The 19685-nt window shown below is 47.9% G+C and carries 16 protein-coding genes; 3 read left to right on the top strand and 13 right to left on the bottom strand.

Features of this window, described 5'->3' with window-relative positions; all coding sequences use genetic code 11:
* The gene (locus tag QFZ81_RS37065) at nucleotides 1–126 is read left to right on the top strand and encodes a DUF6254 family protein (RefSeq protein WP_235550886.1); all 126 of its coding nucleotides are present in this window, start codon (nucleotides 1–3) and stop codon (nucleotides 124–126) included.
* A gap of 120 nt (nucleotides 127–246) precedes the next feature.
* Here QFZ81_RS37065 and QFZ81_RS37060 read toward each other — a convergent pair whose 3' ends face one another.
* From QFZ81_RS37060 to QFZ81_RS37000, 13 genes are all read right to left on the bottom strand, one after another.
* Complete coding sequence (locus QFZ81_RS37060; RefSeq protein WP_307606750.1) at nucleotides 247–3252, bottom strand: alpha-mannosidase; 3006 nt, start codon at nucleotides 3250–3252, stop codon at nucleotides 247–249.
* A gap of 109 nt (nucleotides 3253–3361) precedes the next feature.
* Nucleotides 3362–3616 carry a hypothetical protein gene (locus tag QFZ81_RS37055; protein WP_307435393.1) on the bottom strand — a complete coding sequence of 85 codons (255 nt, stop codon included), beginning with the start codon at nucleotides 3614–3616 and terminating at the stop codon, nucleotides 3362–3364.
* A 287-nt stretch (nucleotides 3617–3903) separates the two neighbouring features.
* The gene (helD, locus tag QFZ81_RS37050; protein ID WP_307606748.1) at nucleotides 3904–6399 is read right to left on the bottom strand and encodes an RNA polymerase recycling motor HelD; all 2496 of its coding nucleotides are present in this window, start codon (nucleotides 6397–6399) and stop codon (nucleotides 3904–3906) included.
* 210 nt (nucleotides 6400–6609) lie between these two features.
* On the bottom strand, nucleotides 6610–7494 hold the full coding sequence (locus tag QFZ81_RS37045) for a VOC family protein (RefSeq protein WP_307435398.1): 885 nt from the start codon (nucleotides 7492–7494) through the stop codon (nucleotides 6610–6612).
* 130 nt (nucleotides 7495–7624) lie between these two features.
* Nucleotides 7625–8287, bottom strand: coding sequence for a bifunctional 2-keto-4-hydroxyglutarate aldolase/2-keto-3-deoxy-6-phosphogluconate aldolase (locus QFZ81_RS37040; protein ID WP_307435401.1), 663 nt, complete (start codon nucleotides 8285–8287; stop codon nucleotides 7625–7627).
* A gap of 29 nt (nucleotides 8288–8316) precedes the next feature.
* The gene (locus QFZ81_RS37035; protein ID WP_307435404.1) at nucleotides 8317–9294 is read right to left on the bottom strand and encodes a sugar kinase; all 978 of its coding nucleotides are present in this window, start codon (nucleotides 9292–9294) and stop codon (nucleotides 8317–8319) included.
* 298 nt (nucleotides 9295–9592) lie between these two features.
* Nucleotides 9593–10453, bottom strand: coding sequence for an inositol monophosphatase family protein (locus tag QFZ81_RS37030; RefSeq protein ID WP_307435407.1), 861 nt, complete (start codon nucleotides 10451–10453; stop codon nucleotides 9593–9595).
* Nucleotides 10454–10643: 190 nt separating this feature from the next.
* Nucleotides 10644–11414 (bottom strand): enoyl-ACP reductase FabI, encoded by a 771-nt coding sequence (fabI, locus tag QFZ81_RS37025; protein WP_307435410.1) that lies wholly within the window; start codon nucleotides 11412–11414, stop codon nucleotides 10644–10646.
* Between the two features lie 100 nt (nucleotides 11415–11514).
* The gene (gene uvsE / locus QFZ81_RS37020) at nucleotides 11515–12504 is read right to left on the bottom strand and encodes a UV DNA damage repair endonuclease UvsE (RefSeq protein ID WP_307435413.1); all 990 of its coding nucleotides are present in this window, start codon (nucleotides 12502–12504) and stop codon (nucleotides 11515–11517) included.
* Nucleotides 12505–12647: 143 nt separating this feature from the next.
* Entirely contained in the window at nucleotides 12648–12965 is a 318-nt protein-coding gene (locus tag QFZ81_RS37015) for a hypothetical protein (RefSeq protein WP_307435416.1), read from the bottom strand.
* Nucleotides 12966–13260: 295 nt separating this feature from the next.
* Nucleotides 13261–13578: a hypothetical protein gene (locus QFZ81_RS37010; protein WP_029194487.1), complete on the bottom strand. Its 318-nt coding sequence runs from the start codon at nucleotides 13576–13578 to the stop codon at nucleotides 13261–13263.
* Between the two features lie 6 nt (nucleotides 13579–13584).
* Nucleotides 13585–14733 (bottom strand): D-alanine--D-alanine ligase, encoded by a 1149-nt coding sequence (locus QFZ81_RS37005; RefSeq protein ID WP_307606746.1) that lies wholly within the window; start codon nucleotides 14731–14733, stop codon nucleotides 13585–13587.
* Between the two features lie 38 nt (nucleotides 14734–14771).
* Nucleotides 14772–15791, bottom strand: coding sequence for an amidase domain-containing protein (locus QFZ81_RS37000; RefSeq protein WP_307606744.1), 1020 nt, complete (start codon nucleotides 15789–15791; stop codon nucleotides 14772–14774).
* Between the two features lie 194 nt (nucleotides 15792–15985).
* Here QFZ81_RS37000 and acnA point away from each other — a divergent pair, with 194 nt between their 5' ends.
* Both acnA and sleB read left to right on the top strand, forming a co-directional pair.
* Nucleotides 15986–18703, top strand: a complete 2718-nt coding sequence (gene acnA, locus QFZ81_RS36995) for an aconitate hydratase AcnA (RefSeq protein ID WP_307606742.1) — start codon at nucleotides 15986–15988, stop codon at nucleotides 18701–18703.
* 227 nt (nucleotides 18704–18930) lie between these two features.
* On the top strand, nucleotides 18931–19587 hold the full coding sequence (gene sleB, locus QFZ81_RS36990) for a spore cortex-lytic enzyme (RefSeq protein WP_307435432.1): 657 nt from the start codon (nucleotides 18931–18933) through the stop codon (nucleotides 19585–19587).
* Nucleotides 19588–19685: the final 98 nt, after the last annotated feature.

The raw sequence follows: 19685 nt of genomic DNA, 5'->3' as shown, positions 1-19685 counted from the left end.
ATGAGCCACTCGAAACGCCGCGATGAAGCAGCATGGAAAAGCCGCAAACAAGCTCACAATCCACATGGTAAGGTGAAGTCTCTGGAGGAATTCGCCAGTGAATATGAAGCGGAACAGAAGAAGTAAGTAACTCCCCTCCCCCGTCGAAAGAGGGACCAACACAAAGAACCCGGTAATCTCGTTTCTAATGAAACGCGGTTATCGGGCTCTTTGGTATCCATGCACTAGGAAGTCCTAAGATGACATTTAGTATGACAAGCGAATGAGTACGGTTTTAATCTCAAACGGCGTAAAGGAAAGCAGGTAGTGGCCGTCATCGCCTTTCAGCGGCTCCAATGGGTTTTCCATCAAATCCGCTAGCAACGCCTCTCGGTGAGGAAGATGAACCGAAAACTTGATATCGCCATTCGCTCCCGATGTTTCGTAAAGGCGAACCACGAGAGCGTCTTCGTCCTCCGCTTTTTTCACCGCTTCAATCATGACCTTGGCACCTTCAATCTCGAAACCGGAATACTTCTTCGGCAGTCCGCCTTCTTCGGCACTCGCCAAGACCGCGGATATCGGAGCATTTAATTCATAGCCTTGCTTGAAGACTTCGGCTTGGATGAAATCCCCTTCATGCGGCAATATGGCGTATACGAATTGATGGTGCGCCCTGTCGCAAGTCGGATCCGGATACGATGGACTGCGAAGTAAGTTAATATCCAAAACGTTGCCGTTAACACTATAGCCATACTTGCAATCGTTCAAGAGAGCGACACCGAAGTCCGCTTGGGAAAGGTCGATCCATTGATGGGCGCATATTTCGTCCTTAGCGTAATCCCACAGCGTATTCCGATGGGTCTGTCGTTTGAGATGACCGAATTGAATTTCGCAATTCACTAGATCGGTATACACGTTGACTGGGAAAGACGCACGCAGCATTTTGCTGTCTTCCTGCCAATCGACATCCGTTTCAAAATCTATTCGTTTGCTGCCCACCATCAGACTGATTTTCTGCGTGAGCACCGAGTTACCGTAGTGATACTCCTGCTCAACCACTGCTTTTGGTCCGCTAACGTAAGTCTTCGATTGCATGAGCTTCATCTGCGCAGGTTTCGTTCCCGCATAATCCTCAGGGAAATCCCAAGCGTCGCCGTCATCATAATAAATGGATAACGCGTTCCCTGCTTCGCCGGCAGCGATAACTTCTCTATCCAACTCTTTATCGAAGATCGATAGAATGCTTCCATCCGGTCCGAACGCTACCTTGATCAACTCGTTCTCAAGTGTATCGCTCACAGCTGTTACTTCGAATGAGGAGACTGGAGCTAGCGCTGCCGAGTCTATAACCTGATAGCCCATAGCAGGAGTCGTGACCTGTATCCATTGATTATCTAGCTGCATCCATTCGCTGCGCTCCCATGGAAGGGAGTTGAAGATGACCATCGGACGTTCTGTTCCCTGCGTCCATATGGAGGATGCAAAACCGCGGTACATTTGATCGGTTAGCTCCGTTACTCTAGCTAGTAAAATTTCGTATCGCGCAAGGGATTCGTCGAATACACGCTTAATAGAAGAACCAGGCAAAATATCGTGGAATTGGTACAACAGCACTTCCTTCCAGATCGCTTCAAGCTCCTCGGACGGATATTCGCTACCGTACGCGAAATGGAGCGAAGCAGCGAATTCCAGCTCCCTCAACGACTTCTCAATCTTCCGGTTATATCGTTTATTGCGGGCTTGGCTGGTGAATGTCCCTTGGTGCTTCTCTAGGTAGAGCTCACCTTTCCATGTCTTATATTTCTCTTTATTCATAGCCAGCTTCTCGAAAAAGTTCAGGGCAGGCTCCTGTTTCACCGGAATAAGCCCTTGGAGATTCTGCTCACGCTGAAGGCGCTCCAGGTGCTCTTCTCCTGGCCCGCCGCCGCCGTCTCCGATTCCGAACACGACAAGGCAATGGTCGGATACGTTTTTATCCAAGTAATCTCTTTCAGCTTTAAGAATCGACCTTGGCAACGCAGGGCCATTGTAAGTATCTTCTGGCGGCAAATGCGTCAACACGCGGCTTCCGTCCAGCCCTTCCCAGAAAAACGTATGATGCGGATGATCATTATGGACGTTCCACGACAGCTTCTGCGTCATCACATACTCGACCCCGGACTTCTGCAGAAGCTGCGGCAAGCTGGCCGAATAACCAAAAATGTCTGGAACCCACAGCATCTTCATATCTTGACCGAATTCCTGCTGAAAAAAACGTTTCCCGTAGAGGATTTGCCTTACAAGCGCTTCTCCTCCCGCAAGATTGGAATCCGGTTCCACCCACATGGCTCCTTGTACTTCCCAGCGCCCTTCTGCAATGCGCTGCTTGACCTCAGCATATAATTTGGGATGCTGCTGCTTGATCCACTCATATAATTGAGGCTGACTGGCTCCGAATACATAATCGGGATACTGCTCCATCATCCGCAGTGCGGTGGCAAAAGTCCGCGCCCCTTTGCGGTAAGTCTCACGAATAGGCCACAGCCACGCCAGATCGATATGCGCGTGTCCAATCGCTGTAGCCGTCAGTGTTGGATCCCCTCCTTGCTTGCTTAATTGCGGACTCAGAATACGTCTAGCCTGCGCCACGTTCTCATCCGACATATCCCTGAGCAGTAGATGAACATCATAAAGGGCCTGAAGGATACGCGCTCTTCTTGCAGATTGGTCCTCTAGATGCTTGGCCAGATCGAGCAGCACCTCATAATCGTAAAATAGCCGTCTCGTTTCCTCACGGCAGATGGCTATTTGAGCCTCCTTCAGCGTTCCGCTCCGGTAACGCCCAAACAAATCGTTATTGCCAGCGTCAGCCCAGAGATCGATAATTTCTTCCCCCGATGCGCTGGAAGCGATCTGTACGACGCGTTTGCCTGGCAAGCCAAGCGTTAAGTCAAACTCCGAATTCACGTTTGTGAGCCCTTGCGTCGGTGTTCCTTCCTCATCGACAAGGCATAGCTCTCCGTTGACATCAAGCAGCAGCACGACCTTGCTTCCCGCAGCCGATCGCGGCACTTGACCCTGGAAATGAAACCAAGCGCAATCCCACAGCTCCCCCCACTTTTCTCCTGGGCGAACTTCAAGACGTTGTCCCGACATTCTTCGCTCGAAAGATACGGGCTCCTTCGTTACGTATGCGATGGCCGACAAGGGAGCTACCTGCATGTAGATATGATTTTCGATTCGATTTAGCGTGTGCTTAAGGATTTCCACCTTTATTGGCGTGTATGGCATGTAGAGCTGCACCGTCCTTTGATCATTATGTATAAAGATAATGTTTAATGTTATACGCCTTTTATTGCTTAAACACATATGTCAATAATTAATATATCATATATATCAATTATTTTAATGTTTTGAGCAGAAAAATACAAGCAAAAAAACTGACCTCGGCAGCAAGCCATAGATCAGTCTCTTTCGTCCTCTTATAGATAAGCCCGATCTTCGGACGTACCCCGCGATTCGTAGTCGGTGATTGAACTGGAACGCTCTTCGATCTGGGAATATAAGTCTCCGGAATGCCCTTAACAAAAGTCCCTCGGCTCGGAATACGGTAAATCCAACCTTCCCGACTCATATCAAATATAGCATATAGCACTAAGTACCTTCCAAACCATTTCCGCCAGACCTCCTTTGAGCAAATTCACACCGATAACGGGACCAGCGCCCATAAGTGGATGCTGATCCAGCAGTAATTATAGTGCCCATTTGTTGCGAAATGGCCTGTATAGGACAAAATTGTTGTATATTACGCAACAACGAAGGGAGAACGGCTAGATTTAGGCAGCAATTGTTGCACTTTTTACAACATCATTCAACCGCGAATATGGATTTTGGAATCTCCCCCCTTTCATAATTCCAAAGAGGTAAGGCTGCAAAATCACATTAAACCCACTCATACGTATCCGTTAGATGTTCCCCTACAAACGCAGTTAACTCGCCCAGTGTGAATATACATAACTCGTGCATAGCCCGGGTGCAAGCGGTGTAGAACAGCTTGCGTTCGTTTTCATATCCGTACTGATGATGGGAACCATCATAGATGAGTACGGCATCGAACTCTACCCCCTTCGCCAGATACGAAGGGATGACTAGCACGCCCGACTCGAAGGTCGGGCTATGTTTGGTGATGAGCCCCAGAGGCACTTGCAGCTGTGGCTCAAGGGCTTGGTGCGCGAGCTCGCTCTCGCTCGCGGTCTTGGCGATGATCGCGATGGAGGCATAGCCTTCGCCTAGCAGCCGATCAATCTCGGCTGCCAGCAGGCTATGCAGCGATCCGCGATCGCTGACCTTGATCACCCGCGGCTTTGCGCCGCTGCGGGTGAAGGGCTCTATGGCATCGCCGCCAGGCACGATGCCGCGAGTGAACTCCACGAGCTCGCGCGTGGAGCGGTAACTGCGGTGCAAACGGATAACCTCCGTTTGCTCCGGCCCATACAGAGCGGCGATCGGATCGATTTCGCTGTACGCGGAAGCGTGCGAATAGATCGCCTGGTTCAGATCTCCGAGCGCTGTCATCCGGCAGCGCGGGAAGAGCCGTTTCAGGTAAGCCAGCTGAAACGGGGAATAATCCTGCGCCTCGTCGATGATGACGTGGCGCACGGAGCCGTTCGTCTGGAAGCCGCAGACCGCTTCCATCATGTATAAGAACGGCGTCGCGTCCTCATACGGCAGCCTGGCCTGCGCCAGTTCCTTCAGCGTCCGCTCGCAGATAGCCGACCAATAGGGCGGCTTATTCCCTATAGGACTCCACTGATTCTCTATCAGACTCCCCTGATTCTCTATAGGTCTCCACTGATTCTCAATCGGACTCCCCTGCCCTGCTTTCACTTCATGATCGGGTTCCTCTTCACGAATCTCTCCACGAAACAATTGCCCATACAATCCTCTCAGATCTACAAACTTGAGCCGCTTCACAGCGTTCCGTACTGGTTTCAAATGCTCCTTGATAACGTCACGTGCAAGCAGCACCCTCTCCTGATCAAAATCATCAAATGTGACTCCCTCCCCCCGCTCCATTTTACGCAGCCGTAAATAGGCAAGGTGGTACTCTTCACTACTGAGAAGTTCAATCTCCTCCTCAACCCAAGCTTCTTCCAGCTCAAGCTCTGCAAAGAGCTCTAGCTGTTCCAGAATCCAGCCCCGCATCAATTCCAATCGGTTCGGCAGCCGAATGGACGGATCATAGCTGTAAAACCGCTCCACCAATCGAGCAGCGCTCAGGACTTCCTTTTCACGAAACTTAATAGAGTTAAATAGCATATCTGTATGCATCAACCGCTCCTGATAAGCATGAATGACAGTTAGGAACTGGGGCGATGACTTATAATGAATTCCGCTTAAACGAGCATTGTAAGCACATTCCTCATCCCCCTGTGGAATTTGCTCCTGGGCCCTCTCCCCATTTTCAGATGAACGTTCCCGCGCTAACACATACTCCAATTGCGTGAATGAGTCCTCCACATCAAACTCTTCACCCAATCGATGCTCCAAATAGGCCTGATAGGTCGTTTGCTGCATGTTTTCTTCGCCTAATTCCGGCAATACCGTGGATACATAGTGATTGAAAAGCGGATTTGGTGAAAATAGCACCATCTGGTCTGAACTCAGCTGATCTCGATGCTTATATAGTAAGTAGGCGACTCTTTGCAGAGCAGCCGAAGTTTTCCCACTGCCAGCTACCCCCTGCACGATGAGCATGCGTGCTTTGTCGTTCCGAATAATGCGGTTTTGTTCTTTTTGAATCGTCGCCACGATTGTCTTCATTTGCGCATCAGAACTTCGACTGAGCACTTGCTTCAACAATTCGTCTCCGATCGTCACTCCAGTATCAAACATCAGCTGAATTCGGCTGTCGCGAATAACAAATTGGCGTTTCAACAGCATTTGTCCCTCTACAATGCCGTTCGGTGTCGTAAAGGCTACTTCACCAGGCGCATAATCGTAATAAAGGCTGGATATGGGCGCTCGCCAATCATAAACCAGATAGTGATCCTCCTGCTCATCCAAAAAGGCAGCAATCCCAAGATAAATGGCTTCTCCTTGTCTCTCATCTCGTTCGGTGAAATCGATTCGGCCAAAATAAGGGGAATACACAAGTCTTTTTAACTTGCCTAAAGCTATTGTTGCCTGTCGATGCGTACGTTCTCTCTCAGATAGCACCTCCGCTTGCTGCCGCATACTTGCAATCGATTCTGCCGCGTCTTCCGACGTACTTAGATCCATGGTGACTTCATCCCAATAATGCTTGCGAATCTCAACAACATCCGATTGAACCTTGCCGACCTGATCCTCTAACCCTGTAATTCTTATGCAGATCTTTGCTGTAACTTCTTGAACTCTTTGTTCCTCTGCTGCCCAATCCTGCTCAGTTAGATTCATTGCAACACCTCTTTTCAGACATGTAAAACGCAAATTTGACACGAAGGCTGTCTTGATGCTATAATTATATTAGGATAATAATGTTATTTAATACATTTTTTCCTAATCACTCTTTATCATATCAATTCGCTTGCCTAAAATCAACAAATAAACCCAAGAGCTTGTGCGCTTGGGTTTTTCTGCGTTTTTATAGAAATGCCATAGCTGTAATTAATAGCCATGAAGTTCACGAATTCGCTCCACAGCCCGTACATGGTGCCTAGCATGTCCTGACATCATTTTGAGCAATCTAGCAACCGACTCTTCGCGATTATTTGTAGTTATAACTGTCCGCTCAAGCGCACCAGGCAGATGTTCACATAATCCAAGGATATGCTGTCTCAAACTACGAAACAGCTGCACTTCGTATGCAATCGGCCTCGTGGCATAATGAAGACTAATACTCCAATCATCCTGTGAAAAATGATTCCCTTGGTAGGTACGCCCCGGCTCTGCTAAGGCAAATTTCACTTTGTGGATCGTGACTAATTCCAAATCAATCAGGTGCAGCACTTGTTCACGAATCGACCATTTACCCGGCGCTTCCGTTAAACTGAGCTGTTCATCAGACAGGCCATCTACGGCACATTCCAACTCAACTATCCCATCAGCGAACATCTTCATAATTTCATCATCCGAAGCAAATAGTTCCTCCCAGAAAACGAAGGTATACCCATCATCGGCGGGAACAAAAACCTTCCGAATATGTCCCGTTTCTTCTTCTTTTCTCAGCTCATTCCATCCGTTTTCTTGCAAGCTTTTTTCCACTTCGTTAACGGAGCTAACCCCAATATAAATGAGATCTCCCGCTTGCGGGCTTGTGGGCTTAGGCTGCAACCAACGAGTTAGGTAAGCCTCTTGTCGCTCATGCTCCTGCTTGGTTAGCTGACCTCTCTGTTTCAATACAACTTCATCGTTCAACCAAATGCGAAGCAATGCTGCATGGCTCTCAGGAGCCGACTCCACCAATTCCCAACCAAGCTGTCTTGTATAGAAAGACACCGACTTCTGAAGATTATCGACCTGCAGCAGCAGCTTCGCTTTGCCATGATTCATCGTCTCTTTCCTTTCATCAATCAAAACTACCTTCGAGGGGAAGCAAGTAATTGTCATAGATATGATTTACCAACATTCATGTTTCAAAAAAATACGCTCCGTCATCATTTCGACGGAGCGTGCGCATTTCCTACTTCTTGGCCGCTTGGTAGGCCTCGATGTATTGAGCCGCCTTCTTGGCGACAAGGCTGTAATTACCAGTTTTAACGGCTTCGCTAGTCAAATCGGAACCGATACCGACAGCAACAGCGCCGGCCTGGATCCACTCGCCGAGGTTGCTCAGCGAGACGCCGCCAGTCGGCATGATGTTCGCTTGCGGCAGCGGACCTTTAATGGCCTTAATCATCGCGGGCGAGTAGAGATTGCCCGGGAAGAGCTTGACGATATCGACGCCGAGCTCAAGCGCCGTCTGAATCTCTTGAATCGTCATGCATCCTGGCATGACGGGCACTCTGTAACGGTTGCAGAGCTCAACCGTTTTCGGGTTAAGCGATGGGCCGACGACGAACTCGGCCCCACTGAGGATCGCGGCACGCGCCGTCTCGGGGTCAAGGGCTGTGCCCACCCCGATGATCGCGTACTTGGCCGCGTCCTGCGCTGTGCTCGAGTAGCGCTTCGCGAGCTCCTCGATAGCGCGCAGCGCGAAAGGCACGGTCATTGTGACCTCGATGACCTTAATACCGCCGGCAATGGCTTGATCGGCCATTTCCACGACTTCTTCTGGCGTATCGCCACGTAGAACGGCAACGACACCTTCACTTGATATTTGTTGGATAAGTTTAATTTTTTTCATTAGAATCTACACCCTTCTTTTTCAAGCATTTAACGTTCTATATGTTTAACATCGTTAAGTACGGCATCCACTTGTTCCCAAGTCGGAGCGCCTTCCCAGTCCCCTTCGGTCTGAACGATCAAGGAACCCACGAGATTACCGATGCGCACAGCTTCCGCATATTCATACTCTTTTAACAAGCCAACCAAAAAGCCCGCACAGAAACCATCACCCGCTCCAACGGTATCCACCACATGCTCCGCTTTGAAATATGGAACTGCTGTAACGCTATCTGAGTTTACGACGTACGTCTCATTCTCTCCGCCTTTGACAATCGATATCGCTGATAATTCACGCAGCTTGCTCACGATAACATCCCAGTCCTCTGTCTGGTAGAGCAGCTTCAATTCATCTAAACCAGGTAAGAAAATATCAGACAGCTTAGCCAGTTCTAACAGCACAGGACGCGCATCTTCAATACTCCAAAGCTTCAAACGCAAATTAGGATCAAAGCTGACCTTGACGCCATGTTTACGAGCCATCCGAATAGCTTCGAAAGCCGCCTCTTTACAAGATTCGCTTAAGGCAGGAGTGATGCCTGTGATATGCAGGATTTTGGCCCCAGCGATATAAACCTCGTCCAAATGCTTCGCACTCATCTGACTCGCTGCTGAATTTTTGCGATAGTAGTAGACAGACGTTTTGCCCATAAGTACTTCACGCATCATCAGCCCCGTAGGAGCTTCTGCTGTCAACTCAGCACGTGAAACATCGACGCCTTCACCACGGATTTTTTTGAAAATCATGCGACCTAATGGATCTTTACCTAACCGTCCGAACCAGCCGACCTTGCCTCCAAGCCGTGATATACCAATAGCTACATTACTTTCGGCACCACCAAACAAGCTGTGAAGCTCAGATGAATATTCCAACCCCTTGCCACCGGAGGGCATGAGCAGTGCCATCGTTTCCCCAAATGTGATGATATCCGGGCCAGATCCTGAATGTGATTGTGTATTTGACGTCATAAAAGCTCTCCATCCATTTTCCCGATTACGCCTGTGCGTGTCCAGTTAATTGAAACGTTTAAATAAACGATATATCTCATATTATAGTGCATGTTAGGCGTTTATACCAGACTTGACTTACCGTGCACAAAGCATCTCAACAAACTTACTCCTTCTCTCCCCTCCTGATCATATCGCAGAAAAAAGAGAGCCACATTGTGACTCTCTTCTTCATGCTTGCATCTATTCGATTAGACCAATTACTCTTTTTTCTGCTTGTATCCCATTCAACAAGAAAATCTTGTGAGCTGCTCAAGCTTTACAAACCTGTCGCTCCCGCTCCAGCCAACTCCTGCTGAAGTTCTTCATGAATTTGACCATTGGTAGCAAGCACATTTCTTACGGCAAGCCGGTATGGATTCCCAGCCGTATCGCTTACTTTACCGCCGGATTCTTGAATCAACAACGAGCCTGCAGCAATATCCCATGCGTTGAGACCAATCTCCCAGAACCCGCTTAATCGTCCTGCTGCGACGTAAGCCATATGCAGCGCTGCTGATCCACCCGAGCGAAGATTCCTTACCTTCGGGGCCAAAGCCAGCGTCCCTTTGAGATTGATCGGGAGCGCGCCGTCACGGTCCGCAGGAAAGCCGGTTGCCACCAAGCTCTCGGATAGCTTGTTATCGAGCGAAACCTTCGTCTTATTGCCGTGCATATAGGCGCCTTTCCCTTTTTCAGCGACGAACAGCTCGTCACGTGAAGGGTCATAGACGACACCTACAATAATTTCACCCTTATGTGCCAGCGCAATCGAAACGGAGTAGAACGGAAAGCCGTGAACAAAGTTCGTCGTCCCATCAATTGGATCCACGATCCAGAGATACTCCTCATCACTCATCGCCTGAAGTGCTTTGGCCGAAGCCTCTGGTCCAGGCTCCACGCCTTCCTCACCAAGAATGGAATGATCTGGGAAATGAGTCATAATCAAATTACGAATTAGCTTCTCCGAACCTTTATCCACCTCAGTGACCAAATCTTGAGAGGAGAACTTCGTATCCACGCGATTAATGTCCCCCAGCTTGCTCTTAATCCATTGCCCAGCCTTAGCTGCCGTATTAATGGCCACCGCTGTAAAGCTCTTACTGCCCACCACGAAAGGCTCCACCTTACTTTCAACCATTTATATCAACTCTTTCTTTTCATTAATTTAATTGGTAACTCCAGTATAGTAAATTATACGTTTTAAATACTAGTGCGTTTCATCCCAAAATATTCGTATTATTTTACATTTCAACTAGAATCAGCCTGTCTTTTGCGTAAAAAAAACCGTATTACCCATAAGGCAATACGGAATTTCTTAGTATGGGGGTTTAAATGCCAACGATATGATATCCACCGTCCACATAGATAACTTCACCCGTGATACCGCGGGAAAGGTTACTCATCAAGAACATCGCTGTGTCGCCTACTTCGGCTGTATCCGTTGTTTTGCGCAGCGGCGCTTTCTCTTCCACTTGGCGCAGGATGGAGTTGAAGTCTTTGATGCCTTTGGCTGCTAAGGTACGAATCGGGCCAGCGGAGATACCGTTGACGCGAATGCCGAATTGACCGAGGTCATTCGCCAGGTAACGCACGCTAGCTTCCAGCGCTGCTTTGGCAACACCCATGACGTTGTAGTTCTTCATCGCGCGCTCAGCGCCGAGGTAGGTCATCGTCATGATGCTGCCGCCCTCTGTCATCAGCGGGTAAATCCGTTTCGATACAGCTACAAGGGAGTAAGCGCTGATGTCATGTGCTAATGCGAAACCATCACGCGATGTGTCAACGAATAGCCCGTCCAGCTCTTCGGTTTTAGCAAAAGCAATACTATGTACGAGACCGTGAAGCACACCGAATTTCTCTTTGAGTGTAGATGCAAGTGTTTCGATCTCAGCATCCGCAGTTACGTTGCAAGGCATCAAGGTTGAGCCTGGAATCGTGTCTGCGAGCTTGCGAACGCGTTCCTCAACACGCTCATTTTCAAACGTAAAAACAAGATTGGCTCCTTGTGCCGCTAAGGATTGAGCAATAGCCCAAGCGATGCTGCGGTCATTGGCAACACCCATTACAAGTATATTTTTTCCGGTTAACAATTGACTCATGGTATTAAGAGACCCCTCTCACAATGGATTGTGCGTCGTTCATTCCCACTCTCCAAAGTACCCCATTTTGTCTAACAATTCAAGAATTAAATCTGAATGGCTATAGCTGGATGGAGGCTTGATCGATAACCGAAACTCCCTCTTGCATTTTGAGGTCTTCCATGAGGCGAAATAACGCACCATCTTTCATCTTCGCTTCAATCATGATATCGAGATTTGGCGTGGTTGGCGCAATCGCACGCAGGAATGCGAAAAGAGGACCTACCTCCACGTAATCAGCATGACTTCTTAGATCCGTTTCACTTTTTGGACTTGAAACATGAATTTTCGGCGGGAGTACGTTTGCCGCCTGTTCCGACTGCTCACTCTCCTGTCTCGACCACGTTTGTCTGATCCGCGGCCAGAGATCTATCGCATCTTCCCCGTTGTTATTGACCGCATGATGATGAATATCCAGCACCATAGGCGCTCCCACCTTCTCTGCAATATCGAGTGTCTCTTGCGCAGTAAAGGTTTTATCATCATTCTCAAGTGTAATCCGCCTCTGAATGTCAGGGCGCAGCGCGGAAAAATTCTGAATAAATCGCTTAGCCGCTTTCTCTTTATCGCCGTAGGAACCACCTACATGAATATTGCACATGGCTTCCATACCCAGCCCCATCGCGTTAAGCATAGCAGAATGCCGCTCTAGATCTTCTACCGATTTCTGCAGTACATCTTCCTTTGGCGTACTCAGCACGGTGAAATGATCCGGATGAAAGCTTACACGCATGCCAGACTGCTTAGCGTAACTGCCAAGCTCTTGGAATTCCGCAGAAAGCGTGGTAATGGGGTCCCAGTCACCTAACATTTCATGTCCAATGAGAGGGATCAGCCTGGAGGAAAAGCGAAACACCATAATGTCATGCGCTCGGTTATGCCTAAGCAATCTAAGCGTATTATGCAGATTTTCGGCGCCAAGTCGCTCTAGCTTCCGAATGGCCGCATCTCGATCCAGAAGCTTGCTGAAGTTCGTGACTGTCATCGTTTTGGAAGGGGACGCGTTCTTGACTACCGTCGACATAGCCACATACCCAAGGCGAATAATCATGCAAGGTTAACCTCCAAGAAGAGTATGCAAGGATAAACGGCTTACATCGTCCTGTTGGACGAATGCATTTGTAAGGTTTCTGCAAAAATTCCCTTCATAGGGTACCCTCTAGAGCAGCCGCACATACACACAACTCACCTAATTTAAGATGAGATGGATGTTAAGATTTTGAAGCTGATAAAAGACGAAATCGCCAGTGGCAGCAGGCTTAACGCTAGCATACCGAACTTGGTGCCTCGATCTTCTTTTCGTAAACACATATAATTTCCGATAAACCAAACCAACAAGTATACGCAAAGTACCCCCGCAGCCATATACCGATCTTGCATCGATGGAGGCGACATAAAGCCATAAAACCCAAAGATCAGATAAATAAGTACATATGGAGTTGGTATACCTAAGCCAATATTGAAAAGCCAATAGGCAATAAACTTTCTGTCCGTCAATAACGTTTGTCTCATTCTTTTCACGCTCCAATCTGAATATCTAATACGTACATTGTAGTTCTTAGAGCTAAATAGAATAAGTACTAAGTTCTTGTAGTACCTATGGTGAGAGCGACTTTTTGCATGGAGGTACTTTTCCACCTCGCGCATTGTTTAGTGATGAAAATCATCCTTACCGAGCGCAAAACGGACTATATCGGCAACTCAGCCGAGCCTCGCACTCACAAACATGAGATAAGCCTCTAGTATAAGGTATTCAAAAAAGACACCGTCCATATCGGACGATGTCTTCTAATTTCACGCTATGCCGCTAAGCTTGCTCACCAAAAAACATCTCAAAAGCAAGTGAGGTCTGAATCCGTGACTCTTCTTCCGTCAGACGGCGAATGAGCTCCATTTCCACTTGCGTTACTTCATCTCCTTGGAAATTGATTTCCGCGATGGAGGCAACGATCCGAACAATGGCAATCGCCTGATTCTCAGGCGTGTAAGCTATGACTTTCTGACCGGTTGGGAAGACGCGGAAGCCGCTTTTCACCATTTTGCCGCGGCCGTACTCTAGAAGCTCATAGAGCTCCTGCGCGGACTTAAACTTGCAGACTGAATTAAACTCCGTTTGAAATCCCATTTGCATCTACTCCACATCAAAAGAATATTGGATATTCTGCTTCGCTGTATGCCGTTCGATAGCCAGACGTATAAGATCATCCAGCAGCTCTATGTATGGTTTACCGGTTTCTTGCCATAGCAGCGGGTACATACTGAATGGTGTAAAGCCCGGCATCGTATTGATTTCATTGATGTAGATCTTCTGATCGATTTTGCCTAAGAAAAAATCAACACGCGATAAACCACTGCCATCAACAGCCAGGAATGCTTGAAGCGCCAGCTGTCTAATCTGCTCGGACGTTTCTTCGGGGATGTCTGCAGGAATAACCATCGCTGATTTGCCGTCCATATATTTCGCTTTGTAATCGTAAAATTCGTTCGAGGATACGATTTCACCAGCAACAGAAGCAATAGGTTCATCATTGCCCAAAACGGCTACTTCGATCTCGCGGGCATCGATGTTCTCTTCAATAATGACTTTGCGATCATATTGGAAAGCGAAATTGACCGCTTCAATTAATTCTTCTTGATTTCTTGCTTTGGAAATACCGACACTGGAGCCCAGATTAGCCGGCTTCACGAAGCACGGATATCCGATAGCCGTTTCGAGCTCGACCAGATGATACGCACGGTTCTTTTCCCACTCGGTACGAGTGAAATGGCGGAAAATACACTGTGGAAGCCCTTCTTGTGCGAAAACCTTCTTCATCATGACTTTATCCATCCCGACGGCTGATGCAAGCACGCCTGCACCTACGTATGGAATGTTTGCCATTTCAAGTAATCCTTGAATGGTCCCATCTTCACCAAATGTACCATGTAAAAGCGGAAAAATAACGTCTAAGCCTGTGTCCTTCATGGCAGCTGTATTCGTTGCAGTAATAGCCACATCGCCTTTTGTCTGAATGGCCCCGAATATGGGTGCCAAAGCATTGGAAGCAGGTGCGGCTGCAGCGGTTTCTCCACTGCTAAAAGTCAATACTTCCTTGGATTCAGCCGGACCTAACAGGGGTGCACCGCTTCTCCATTCGCCCTTTTTGGATATATAAAACGGTGTGATCTCATATTTATTGAAGTCCACAGCTTTCATAACCGCCAATGCTGTTTGCAGGGACACGTCATGCTCTCCGGATTTCCCCCCATAAATTAATCCAATTCGTATTTTGCGGCTCATTACGTACCTCCGTTTAGTATTTGCGTTTACGCTTCGTATTACATTTCATCAGCAACCCGAACGAAAACGTACTTCGTCCTCTCTGTCCAAGCAGGTGAATCCTTATAAGCCCAATAACGATTACGGCTATTATATGTATGCGCATTGACCAGCGGCATCCCGTTGGCATCTTTGCCTATCACAATCGTATTGTGCTGATAGCGGCCATCGCCATCCCAGTCGTAGCTAATTGTATCCCCCGGTTGAAGCTCCCTCGGATCATTTACCGCATGCCCTTGCAGACCTCTGCGGCTATGTGAGAGGAAATTTTGCAGGCTATTGGCAACAGCCCAACTAAAGCTCCAAAGCTCTTGATTGCCTTTTTTGCCAGCATACCACCAGCCCAAATCCCTTTTCCCAGTATAGTCCATTGGAGCCCCGCCTGCAAAGAGGCATTGCGATACAAAATTCGTACAGTCGACTTCAAATTCCTCGTATTTCGGATTCGGGGTTTGCCACCAAGTTTCTGCATAATGGGCCGCTTTGGCGCGATTATAAATGATTTTGCGAGGAGCTGATTCCTGAGCACCACTGTTGAGTATACTATGATTGATATAAGGAAGTGAGGGCGCTCTGCGAAGCCCTTCCACAAAACCTTCATGATCAGGCAAAAAGACGCCTCGCTGCTTGCTCGGAAGCGACTTTTCTTCATGGAGAGGTTCTGTGTACCGGACCTGCCAGCGGTTCGCCGTGCTATCTATGAACACACGTTCAGGTTCAATACGTTCCTCCAGATGTTCGATGGACCCAATCCGATAATTTAGAAATCGATGTAATTGGATATCCGCGATTATCGCTTGGGGCGATTCTTTGACACCAGTAAGACGCAGCTTTGTTTCTCCACGCAGCAATTTAGCATCACGGTCGCGGTAACTGTTCACGAGCCTACGTACCTTGACATCCTGTTTCCGTACATAAGCGCTATCTGAGACATAAGCTTCCAAAGGTGCAGCAGAGCCATCGATCTCTGCCTGGTTCTTAGCGTGAACGTAGTTATAGAGCGCTGTTTTCCAGGACATCTTGGTATCCTCCTTAGGACGAGCCCGAATTGCTTTGAATTGATTCAATATATGACATTTTGACGGTAAAAATGATTGAAATTAATCTTTACTCATACAAAGCAAAACGCTATACTTGAAGTAGAGGGATTAATGAAATTGAGTTTCACTAGATGAAACCAATGGATGATCATATTATTGAGGAGGAATTACCCATGTCCAATAAGGACTCTTTTTCTGTGCGTAAGCAGTTAACTGTGGGAACGAAATCGTTCCAGTATTACAGTCTTCCTGACTTTGAAAATCAAGGCCACGGAACTGTTAGCAATCTGCCTGTCTCCATTCGCGTTTTGCTCGAAGCCGCTATTCGTCAATTCGACGGCCGTGCCATTACAAGTGAACATGTTAAACAAATCGCTGGTTGGGCTGAAGGCCGCGATGAAAACAAAGAAATTCCTTTCATTCCTGCTCGTATCGTTCTTCAGGATTTCACAGGCGTACCCGTCGTTGTTGACCTTGCGGCAATGCGTGCGACGATGGCACGTGAAGGCGGAGATCCAAAACGGATCAACCCACTCGTTCCTGTAGACCTTGTTATTGACCACTCTGTTATGGTCGATGCTTTCGGATCCCCGGATGCACTTGACTACAACATTAACCTAGAGTTCGAAAGAAACGAAGAGCGTTACCGTTTCCTACGTTGGGCACAAACGGCATTCGACAACTTCCGTGCTGTTCCACCTTCAACAGGTATCGTTCACCAAGTTAACTTGGAGTACCTGGCTTCCGTAGCAGCTACGAAAACGATCGATGGCGAAACTGTTGTTTACCCAGACTCCCTCGTAGGTACAGATTCCCACACTACAATGATCAACGGACTTGGTGTTGTAGGTTGGGGCGTAGGCGGTATTGAAGCTGAGGCTGGTATGCTTGGACAACCGCTTTACTTCGTAGCTCCGGACGTTGTTGGTTTCAAATTGACAGGCCACCTGGCAGAAGGCGCTACAGCAACTGACTTGGCTCTGACTGTTACACAAATTTTGCGTAAAAAAGGCGTTGTTGGTAAATTCGTTGAGTTCTTCGGTCCTGGTCTGAGCAACATTTCCTTGGCTGACCGTGCAACGGTAGCGAACATGGCTCCTGAGTACGGCGCAACAATCGGTTTCTTCCCAGTCGACAACGAAACGTTGAACTACCTGAGAAGTACAGGTCGTGACGCAGATCAAATCGCACTCGTAGAAGCCTACTACAAAGCACAAGGTATGTTCCGTACAGACAGCACACCAGATCCTCAGTTTACAGATGTAATTGAACTTGATCTTGGCTCTGTAGTACCGAGCTTAGCTGGTCCTAAACGTCCGCAAGACCGTGTAGAGCTTACGAACATGAAGGAGTCTTTCAACTCCATCATCCGTACACCTATCGATAAAGGCGGCTATGGCCTTACCGATGAGAAAATCGACGAAGTCGTTGATGTTGTTTATCCAAACGGCGAAACTGTCAAAATGAGTACAGGCGCAGTTGTCATCGCGGCAATCACTTCTTGTACAAACACATCGAACCCAAGCGTTATGCTAGGTGCTGGACTTGTAGCGAAAAAGGCGGTGGCTCGCGGTTTGAAAAAACCAGCTTTCGTTAAGAGCTCCTTGACACCTGGTTCCCTGGTTGTTACCGAGTACTTGATTAAAGCAGGCTTGCTTGAGCCTCTAGAAGCACTAGGCTTCCACGTTGCAGGCTATGGCTGCGCAACTTGTATCGGTAACTCCGGTCCGCTTCCAGAAGAAGTAAGCAAAGCCATCATCGACAACGATATGACTGTGGCTGCCGTTATTTCCGGTAACCGTAACTTCGAAGGCCGCGTACATGCTCAAGTGAAAGCGAACTACCTGGGATCACCTCCGCTTGTTGTTGCCTATGCACTTGCAGGAACAGTGAACATTGATTTGGCTAACGATCCAATCGGCTACGACCAAAGCAATCAACCTGTCTACCTCAAAGACATTTGGCCTACAAACCAAGAGATTCAAGAAGCTCTTGGAATTGCAATGAGTGCTGACATGTTCCGTGATAAATACAGCAACGTATTCCGTGCAAATGAGCGTTTCAACCAAATCGCAATTCCGGAAGGCGATCTATACGAGTTCGACAACAATTCCACATACATTCAAGAGCCTCCGTTCTTCACAGATCTGGGCACGGTTCTGGATGATATCGCAGATATTCGCAATGCCAAAACATTAGCACTCTTGGAAGATTCCGTTACAACGGACCATATCTCCCCTGCCGGTAACATCAAAGTTGACAGCCCTGGAGGCCAATACTTGATTAACCATGGTGTGAAAAAAGAAGACTTCAACTCCTACGGTTCCCGTCGTGGTAACCACGAAGTGATGATGCGCGGTACGTTCGCGAACATCCGTATTCGTAACCAAGTGGCACCAGGAACAGAAGGCGGCGTAACGACTTACCTGCCAACTGGCGAAGTTGAATCCATCTACGATGCTTCCATGAAGTATCAAGCTGAAGGCCAAAACCTCGTAGTTATCGCTGGTAAAGAGTATGGAACTGGAAGCTCCCGTGACTGGGCGGCAAAAGGTACATTCCTACTTGGCGTCAAAGCCGTTATCGCGGAAAGCTTCGAGCGTATTCACCGCAGTAACCTTGTTGGTATGGGCGTTCTTCCACTTCAATTCCTTGAAGGAAATGGTTGGAAAACACTAGGTATCACAGGTCGTGAAACATTCGATATCACTGGTTTGAGCAACGACGTACAGCCGGGTTCCACTGTAAAAGTAACAGCTACTCGTGAAGATGGCACAAGCTTCGAATTCACCGCACTTGTACGTTTGGATAGCTTGGTGGACGTAGACTATTACCGCAATGGTGGTATTCTGCAAACCGTTCTTCGTTCCATCCTTGCTGAGAAAAACTAATACAGCAAAACACACAACAGCATTACACACAGCAAAAGTCCGGGATTGCCTTATTGGCGGTCTCGGGCTTTTTATTTAAAAAAAAAGACCAAATCAGCAATTGTAAAGACATTTTTACAACCTAAATTCCCTTACAGCGCCAAGCGTTTGGGCTGAATTTCCAATAACTGCGGGTTGAGCCTCCCCTCCTCGGCACCTATACTGATAGAACGAAAGGGGAGATGAAGATGAAGTTGATAAAAAAACTCGTCCTTGTCGTGCTGTTAGCTTCAATGGGTCTAGGTTTTAGCGTAAGTGAATGGAGCCTGCCGGCTTCTGCAGCAACTACATTGAAGCAAGGCAGTCAAAACGGTGATGTCTGGGACGCTCAGTTCCGACTCGAGACTTTAGGCTACTATCAGCAATCTGTGGATGGCAAATATGGTCCGATCACGGCCGCTGCTGTTCGCAATTTTCAATATAATTATGGTCTAACCGTTGACGGCATGATTGGAGCAAAAACCTGGGAGGCTTTACGTAACTATTCGGTGAATCAAGCTGAATTGGATATGTTGGCGAAGGTGATTTACAGCGAGGCTCGCGGTGAATCCTATGAAGGACAAGTGGCCGTTGGGGCCGTTGTCATGAATCGTCTACAATCGAGTAAGTTCCCGAGTTCCATCCAAGGCATTATATTTGAGCCTGGGGCTTTTACAGCCGTTAGTGACGGCCAATACTGGCTGAAGCCGGATAAGACGGCCTACATGGCAGCGCAGGATGCTGTTCAGGGCTGGGACCCTACTAGGGGTTCCATCTATTATTTTAATCCTGATACAGCGACGAGCGCTTGGATCTGGTCACGTCCGCAGACTGTGCGGATTGGGAGTCATATTTTTGCGAAGTAATTAAAGAAAAAAAGATGTATGAGAAGCAAACAAAAACACCTCTACCGAAGCCGCTCCATGGTGAGCGACCTCGTGTAGAGGTGTTTTTACATAGAATG

It is taken from the genome of Paenibacillus sp. V4I9, from assembly GCF_030817295.1.
In the GTDB taxonomy this organism is placed as follows: Bacteria; Bacillota; Bacilli; order Paenibacillales; family NBRC-103111; genus Paenibacillus_E.
The sequence above is the reverse complement of the archived record's forward strand: the minus strand, read 5'-3'. Positions and strand labels throughout refer to the sequence as shown.

Excerpts from the sequence above, each read along its gene's own strand:
- QFZ81_RS37045 (WP_307435398.1), bottom strand. The coding sequence starts at position 7,494 with ATGAATCATGGCAAAGCGAAGCTGCTGCTGCAGGTCGATAATCTTCAG.
- sleB (WP_307435432.1), top strand. The coding sequence starts at position 18,931 with ATGAAGTTGATAAAAAAACTCGTCCTTGTCGTGCTGTTAGCTTCAATG.
- acnA (WP_307606742.1), top strand. The coding sequence starts at position 15,986 with ATGTCCAATAAGGACTCTTTTTCTGTGCGTAAGCAGTTAACTGTGGGA.
- QFZ81_RS37030 (WP_307435407.1), bottom strand. The coding sequence starts at position 10,453 with ATGGTTGAAAGTAAGGTGGAGCCTTTCGTGGTGGGCAGTAAGAGCTTT.
- QFZ81_RS37005 (WP_307606746.1), bottom strand. The coding sequence starts at position 14,733 with ATGAGCCGCAAAATACGAATTGGATTAATTTATGGGGGGAAATCCGGA.
- QFZ81_RS37000 (WP_307606744.1), bottom strand. The coding sequence starts at position 15,791 with ATGTCCTGGAAAACAGCGCTCTATAACTACGTTCACGCTAAGAACCAG.
- QFZ81_RS37040 (WP_307435401.1), bottom strand. The coding sequence starts at position 8,287 with ATGAAAAAAATTAAACTTATCCAACAAATATCAAGTGAAGGTGTCGTT.
- fabI (WP_307435410.1), bottom strand. The coding sequence starts at position 11,414 with ATGAGTCAATTGTTAACCGGAAAAAATATACTTGTAATGGGTGTTGCC.
- QFZ81_RS37035 (WP_307435404.1), bottom strand. The coding sequence starts at position 9,294 with ATGACGTCAAATACACAATCACATTCAGGATCTGGCCCGGATATCATC.
- QFZ81_RS37060 (WP_307606750.1), bottom strand. The coding sequence starts at position 3,252 with ATGCCATACACGCCAATAAAGGTGGAAATCCTTAAGCACACGCTAAAT.
- QFZ81_RS37015 (WP_307435416.1), bottom strand. The coding sequence starts at position 12,965 with ATGAGACAAACGTTATTGACGGACAGAAAGTTTATTGCCTATTGGCTT.
- QFZ81_RS37065 (WP_235550886.1), top strand. The coding sequence starts at position 1 with ATGAGCCACTCGAAACGCCGCGATGAAGCAGCATGGAAAAGCCGCAAA.
- helD (WP_307606748.1), bottom strand. The coding sequence starts at position 6,399 with ATGAATCTAACTGAGCAGGATTGGGCAGCAGAGGAACAAAGAGTTCAA.
- uvsE (WP_307435413.1), bottom strand. The coding sequence starts at position 12,504 with ATGATTATTCGCCTTGGGTATGTGGCTATGTCGACGGTAGTCAAGAAC.
- QFZ81_RS37010 (WP_029194487.1), bottom strand. The coding sequence starts at position 13,578 with ATGGGATTTCAAACGGAGTTTAATTCAGTCTGCAAGTTTAAGTCCGCG.